The organism is Nostoc cf. edaphicum LEGE 07299, assembly GCF_015207245.1.
GTDB lineage: Bacteria > Cyanobacteriota > Cyanobacteriia > Cyanobacteriales > Nostocaceae > Nostoc > Nostoc edaphicum_B.
Genome location: NZ_JADEXF010000486.1, coordinates 1 through 4297, shown reverse-complemented (window position 1 = coordinate 4297; position 4297 = coordinate 1). Strand labels below are relative to the sequence as shown.

Annotated in this window: 3 protein-coding genes; 1 reads left to right on the top strand and 2 read right to left on the bottom strand. The window is 44.0% G+C overall.

Translation table 11 applies throughout. The annotated features are described in order from the left end of the window. Window positions 1-2816: NB-ARC domain-containing protein (locus tag IQ229_RS15315; protein ID WP_265582987.1), on the bottom strand; the 2816-nt coding region annotated here is incomplete at its 3' end. 168 nt (window positions 2817-2984) lie between these two features. On the opposite strand from IQ229_RS15315, the gene IQ229_RS15310 reads away from it, so the two are divergent. Beyond that, the gene (locus IQ229_RS15310; RefSeq protein WP_194045029.1) at window positions 2985-3212 is read left to right on the top strand and encodes a hypothetical protein; all 228 of its coding nucleotides are present in this window, start codon (window positions 2985-2987) and stop codon (window positions 3210-3212) included. A gap of 40 nt (window positions 3213-3252) precedes the next feature. On the opposite strand, the gene IQ229_RS15305 is transcribed toward IQ229_RS15310, so the two are convergent. Beyond that, the gene (locus tag IQ229_RS15305) at window positions 3253-4071 is read right to left on the bottom strand and encodes an SDR family NAD(P)-dependent oxidoreductase (protein ID WP_194045028.1); all 819 of its coding nucleotides are present in this window, start codon (window positions 4069-4071) and stop codon (window positions 3253-3255) included. Between the last annotated feature and the right edge of the window lie 226 nt (window positions 4072-4297).

The following is a 4297-nucleotide window of genomic DNA, read 5'->3' as shown; positions in this document are numbered from 1 at the left end:
GCTAAGATACTCAAGGCATTGGCACGAGAAAACTCATCCCAAATTGCCCTGGCAGCAGCAAGGGCTTCTGGCAAAACTTGTGGTAGTTTCTCAGCTAAGGCACTCAAGGCATTGGCACGAGAAGAATCATCCTGAATCGCCCTGGCAGCAGCAAGGGCTTCTGGCAAAACTTGTGGTAGTTTCTCAGCTAAGGCACTCAAGGCATTGGCACGAGAAGACTGATTCTGAATCGCCCTGGCAGCAGCAAGGGCTTCTGGCAAAACTTGTGGCAGTTTCTCAGCTAAGACACTCAAGGCATAGACACGAGAAGACTGATCCTGAATCGCCCTGACAGCAGCAAGGGTTTCTAGCAATAACTCTGGTGGCAGTTTCTGTGCCAAGGCTCTCAAGGCATAGACACGAAAAGACTCATCCTGAATCGCCCTGACAGCAGCAAGGGCTTCTGGCAATAACTCTGGTGGCAGTTTCTGTGCCAAGGCTCTCAAGGTATTGGCACGAAAAGACTCATCCTGAATCGCCCTGGCAGCAGCAAAGGCTTCTGGCAAAACTTGTGGCAGTTTTTCAGCTAAGGCACTCAAGACATTGGCACGAAAAGACTGATTCTGAATCGCCCTGGCAGCAGCAAGGGCTTCTGGCAACAACTCTGGTGGCAGTTTGTCAGCTAAGGCACTCAAGGCATTGGCACGAGAAGAATCATCCTGAATCGCCCTGGCAGCAGCAAGGGCTTTTTGCAGTGCTAATTTTTGAAGATTTGGTGGCAAATAATTGACTAGTTCTGTCAGCGAGTCGATTTTTTCTTGTGCTTTTGGTTTTTGCAGGGCGTAAGCTAGTCCTTGTTGAGGAGTCCACATCTTGTTTTTGACTAACGCTACCAGCAGATTTGCTGGTAGATTAGCTGCCAAACTATTCATCGATGCAGTAATCAAAGCATAACGACACTGCAAGCTTAGTGTTGATTCAGTCCGATTCGCTTCTGCTAGTTCCCAGGCACGAGAAATATCTGTGATGTAACCGCCAGTTTGTGCCAATTGTTCTCGCACTTCATACCAGCCATTGCTTCCAGTTCCCGACTCTTCCCGCAATAACTGGTGAATCTCTTCTAACTGTCCAGCCTTTTCCAAATGCCAGACTAAATACTGATGAATGTAACCATCATCAAGTAAAGTATGCCATAAACCATTCTGGGTTTTCTGCTGATACTTCTTTAAAAAAACAGCGTGAACATCAGCAAGGTTTAAACTCAACCCAGCCAAATCTCCTGGGCGCTTTGACACAGAGGGAGCAGTTAACAAATTACACGCTAAATCGTGGAATAAGTCATGTAAGCGATAGGTAGGCATACCATCAGCAAGCGTTACTCCTGTTAATAGCAATGCTTTATTCCGTAAATATTGCAACATCTTGGCAGCATCACGCTTATCCATCTGCCACAGCGTTGCTGCCATCATCTTATTAATGTTGACATCCTCCGGCAATACCCCTAACCAAGAGAAATACTGCTGCTTTTCTGGTGGCATTCTCTTGACACTCAAATTTAATGATGCCGTTAAACTCAGGCGTTTTAAACTAGCCTCATCAGTAATTTCTTCGGCTTCCGGTCGGTCAAAACTTGTTAATCTGGCTACTTCTTGCTGAATATCCGCCAACAGTTCATTCCAAGTCGTACCACAGGCAACTTCGGCGGCTGCAAGTTCCAATGCTAGGGGAAGATAACCAACGCCTTTGGCTAAATTTTCTGCTGAGTGACGTTCTGTGCCTGTAATCTCGCGTCTTAATTTCTTGGTCAGCAATTCCATTGCCTGGTCTGGTTTCATTATATCCAGACTGTAAGTGCTGGCTGCTAACGCATCGGCAATGTGACCTTCACGAGTAGTTACTAAAACTTGACAACGCGCCCCACCAAAATTAAATGCTTGTGCATCTTCGGTATTCCAAGCATCATCCACCACCAGCAACACAGCCTTGTCATAAAGCAGAGTCCGCAAATGCGAGGAAGTTGCTTCAACACTTGTAGGTTTAAAGCTATAGTCTCCTAATGCTTGCACCCAGCCACTAAGTAAAGCAAGCACATTAGGTTGTTGACCTAACGTTGCCCAAAGAATGCCATCACAAAAACGAGATTGTATTTCTGCATCATAGGCTAAAGCCGCAGCTAAAGTAGATTTGCCCACCGAACCCAAACCGTGAATCGCAGTAATTACTAAAGTGCGACTATCAGACGATGAACCATTTAAAAGACGAGTCTTTAAATCATCGCTGTACTCTGGGCGTTCTACAAAATATGTGGGTAAAGGTGGCGCTTGAAATATACTTGTGTTACCTAACCCCCTAACCCCATTCCCTTGTAGGGAAGGGGGAAAATTTAAAGCCTCTCTCCCTGTGGAGGAGAGGTTTGGAGAGGGGTTATTTAATTTCGATTTCTCTGGTCTACTACTTTCCCAAGCCTCATCAAACCGTTTTAAGTTCCTTTCCTTATTCCTTGACCATAGCTTGAGTGTAAAGTGCCATTCCTCAACACCCTTGGTTTGCAGACGGTTATCTTCCAGAATCTTCAAGAAATCCTTCAGCAAATTCAGCGCTTCTCGAATTTGCGCTTTAGTTAACTTGCCAGGATATTTATCTTTTTGCGTCAGCAACTCCAATGTGACTAACGTAGTCTGCACAGTCAGCTTGGGGTTAGCGCTGTCTGCTTCTTTCCAGTCAGACTCAATTTTAAAGTTACCATCCTCAAATTCCCCATCGACAAAACAAAGCAACGCCTCTAGCAGACGCTTGACTCGCTTTTGAATCTCAGGCCCATAGGTAGTTCGTGGCATTACATCCAAAAAGTTGAGTAAGAAGTTTGGGGCTATCCCAGATTGAAACTACCACCCCAAACTCATGTAATCCAGATTCTAAGGCATTTTCAGCGACATTGGGGTATTTGCTTAGGGACACAACCCCAAAGAGAACCTATATCTATCAACTCTTTGGGGTACAAACAAATGCAAGGCAAACGTCAAAATATTCTCAGTAAAACCATTGCTTTGTTGCTGGCAATGCAACTATTCTTGATTGGTTTACAAGCTAAAAGCCGAATCGACCAAGGTAACTCATCCCTTGAGGCGTTGATTTGGATGACTCAACAATATATTTCAGTGCTGGTTAAAATTCGCAACTTGCAGGATAAAAAGCAGGAAAACGATTCTCCAAAGCTCAAAAGTAAAAGATAAAATCGTAGGGTGTGTTAGGCAAAACGCCGTAACGCACCGTCTAAGTTCGTTCTTCCATGCCGAAGATACGCCGAAAAACTGACTGCATCAAACTAGGAGACAAGTGATAAACTGCTTTCCAAAGGTTGGTTGTGCCTACCATGACATCAGAACGCCGATCCTTTACTGCTTCCCAAATTGATTTTGCTACATCTTCAGGCTTTTCTAGTACAGGAGTTTGAATTGCTTTATCTACCAACTCAGAACGCGCTTCGGCAGTTTCCTCGTTCTTACCGCGAAAGATTGCCCGCTCCATCATTTGAGTAGTGATAAAGCTGGGATAAATTCCGCTAACGTGAATCCCTTTAGGTGATAACTCTGCGTGTAGCGATTTTGTCAACCCAGTTATGGCATATTTAGCAGTTGTGTAAGGAATTTGGTAAGGAATCGGTTCTATACCACCAATAGAGCTGACATTAACAATGGTTCCTTTGCGACGTTCTAAGAAATGGGGCAGGATGGCATTAATAGTATGGATGTAGCCCCACAAATTAGTATCAATTATCTGATGCCAATCATCTAAGCTAAAATCCTCGATGGGCCCTAAGCAAAAGATACCTGCATTATTAATTAATACGTCTATGTTACCAAAATGTGCGATCGCCTTCTGAATCAGGTTGTTTACTTGTAAAGGATCTTTCACATCTGTTGAAATAGCGATCGCTTCTCGTCCAAGTTCCCGTATCTGTGCAGCAGTAGCTTCTAAACGGTCAAGTTGACGAGCTGCCAACACGACATCATAATTGTGACGGGCGAATAATAATGCTGTAGCTTTGCCAATTCCTTGAGATGCGCCTGTAATAATTACTGTATTTGTCATAATGTCAGTTGCTTTTTCTTGTGCGTCTTAGAGATTGTTTTAAAAATGGTACATAAGGTATCCAAAACTTTAAATCCTCCTTTTTCAGGAGGATTTTGAGAAGCTTATATTGGTATTGAGTCGAGATACGAATAAAATTTATACCTGGCGGATACTACTAAGTCGCCACAGCGATCGCAATTAGCGCGTAGTTGTGTCCCGCAAAGATAACAATCTGTCTCTTATA

What these genes read in the sequence shown, in the direction of transcription:
- IQ229_RS15305 (WP_194045028.1), bottom strand. Translation starts at nt 4,071, where the DNA reads ATGACAAATACAGTAATTATTACAGGCGCATCTCAAGGAATTGGCAAA.
- IQ229_RS15310 (WP_194045029.1), top strand. Translation starts at nt 2,985, where the DNA reads ATGCAAGGCAAACGTCAAAATATTCTCAGTAAAACCATTGCTTTGTTG.